The following is a 1,870-nucleotide window of genomic DNA, read 5'->3' as shown; positions in this document are numbered from 1 at the left end:
CGCCAGGTGCTTCAAGTCGGGAAACCCGCCCAACGCACTGGCTCCCCTTACACCCCCATACCCCTACACCCCTTTCTTGCTCAGAATTGCTAATCCTGAAACAACAGAAAACACAAAATTGTTTACACAAAAATCCCTCACTTCTGATTAGTTTTAACCCGATAAGCGAGGTTTTTATGCGGAAGATTGCGATTTACGGAAAAGGGGGAGTTGGCAAGTCCACAACGACTCAAAATACAGTTGCTGGACTGGTCGATATGGGTCGTAAGGTAATGGTTGTAGGATGTGACTCGAAAGCAGACTCTACCCGACTGCTCTTGGGAGGATTGCACCAGAAGATTGTACTGGACACACTGCGTAAAGAAGAAGATGTGAATTTAGAAGACTTCCGCAAGGAAGGATGGGGGAAGACGCTTTGTGTAGAGTCGGGTGGACCGGAACCTGGTGTGGGATGCACAGGTCGAGGCGTTCTGACATCGATTGGGTTGCTGGAACAACTTGGTGCTTACGATGAAGAAGTCAGACTTGACTATACTTTCTATGATGGTCTCGGTAACGTGGTGTGTGGTGGATTTGTCATGCCCATTCGTGAAGGCAAAGCTCAAGAAGTTTACATTATCACTTCTGGGGAAATCATGGCAATGTATGCGACTAACAATATCTGCCGAAGCATTCAAAAATATGCTTCTATCGGTAGTATACGTCTGGGAGGATTGATCTGCAACTCTCGCAATGTTGATCAACAAGACAATGTGATTCAGGCTCTAGCAGAGCAACTGGGTACTCAAATGATCTACTCCATGCCCAGAAACAACATGGTACAACGCGCAGAGTTCTACAGCAAGACTGTGATTGCATATGCTCCTGAGTGTCAACAGGCACAGCACTATCGCAACTTGGCAAAGGCGATTGATCAAAACACAAATTTTGTGATTCCGAAATCTATGTCTAATGATCAGCTTGAGAAACTGCTGGCGAAGTTTTGGTTGTTTGACTAGGACAATGCAACCCTATCATTCTCTGATAAATCGGCGTTTTCAACTACGCCAAAACTTGTTTACCTGATTGAAGGAGTATGACTGATTATGTTGACTGAAGAGATTTTAGTTCAAAAATTTACCGCCGTGCTCAACGATCGCTGTCCGGAACTCAGTGGGTTGCTTGAGTACTGTCATGTCGAACTCGTAAATTCCTACTGGGGCAAGCCTCCAAAACTTTCTCAATATTTTGTTGTATATTCCTGTGACCAGCTGTTTCCCTCAGTCAATGCCTACAAAGACATTCTTAGAGGCGTTGCCGAAAACCTGGGTATTTCCGAAGCTATTTGCATGAACGCCACACGCATTCTCCGCGATCCCGCCTCAACGTTGAAGCAAAAAAACCCTATCCTGTGGTTGGAACTTCAGTGGGTGGTAACACTGTATCTAGAATGGTAGAACTTACGCAACTGGCACTAGTTTAGTGCGCTAATTCTATGATTAGACCCTCCGGGTTCGCAGTCGCCTGCGGAGGGAAACCCTCCCGCAGCGCTGACTCACCACAAATCGTAAGGTGGGCATTGCCCATAAAAGCTTATCTAATGAACATTTGAGATATCAGTGAGCAGTCCGTTGCGGGGGTTCCCGAGCCACTCCGAAGGGAAACGCTTCGCCGACTTGAAGGATGTGGCGTCCCGTTGAAGGAACTGCCCACCTTACACAGAACTGCTGTAAAGTCCAGTTCTCAAACAGAAGAAAAAAAAGCTTTGTTCTAGTATTGAAATAGCCAAAGGAGCAATAAGTCATGCCATTGAAATTATTGAAATGCGATGTGAAAATACCCGAACGTGAAAAGCACGTTTACATCAAAGAAAAAGGAGAAGATACAACAC

2 protein-coding genes are annotated in these 1,870 nt (G+C 45.7%); both read left to right on the top strand.

Translation table 11 applies throughout. The features are described 5' to 3' along the window. The first annotated feature begins 176 nt into the window (after positions 1-176). Positions 177-998, top strand: coding sequence for a nitrogenase iron protein (nifH, locus tag DP116_RS28090; RefSeq protein ID WP_169158232.1), 822 nt, complete (start codon positions 177-179; stop codon positions 996-998). A gap of 87 nt (positions 999-1,085) precedes the next feature. Next, complete coding sequence (locus tag DP116_RS28085; RefSeq protein WP_169158231.1) at positions 1,086-1,436, top strand: hypothetical protein; 351 nt, start codon at positions 1,086-1,088, stop codon at positions 1,434-1,436. Positions 1,437-1,870 lie beyond the last annotated feature (434 nt).

Origin of the sequence: Brasilonema bromeliae SPC951 (assembly GCF_012912135.1) — a bacterium.
Taxonomy (GTDB): Bacteria; Cyanobacteriota; Cyanobacteriia; order Cyanobacteriales; family Nostocaceae; genus Brasilonema; species Brasilonema bromeliae.
Note: the sequence above shows the minus strand (reverse complement) of the source record. Positions and strands in the feature narration are given on the sequence as shown.

What these genes read in the sequence shown, in the direction of transcription:
- DP116_RS28085 (WP_169158231.1), top strand. Translation starts at nt 1,086, where the DNA reads ATGTTGACTGAAGAGATTTTAGTTCAAAAATTTACCGCCGTGCTCAAC.
- nifH (WP_169158232.1), top strand. Translation starts at nt 177, where the DNA reads ATGCGGAAGATTGCGATTTACGGAAAAGGGGGAGTTGGCAAGTCCACA.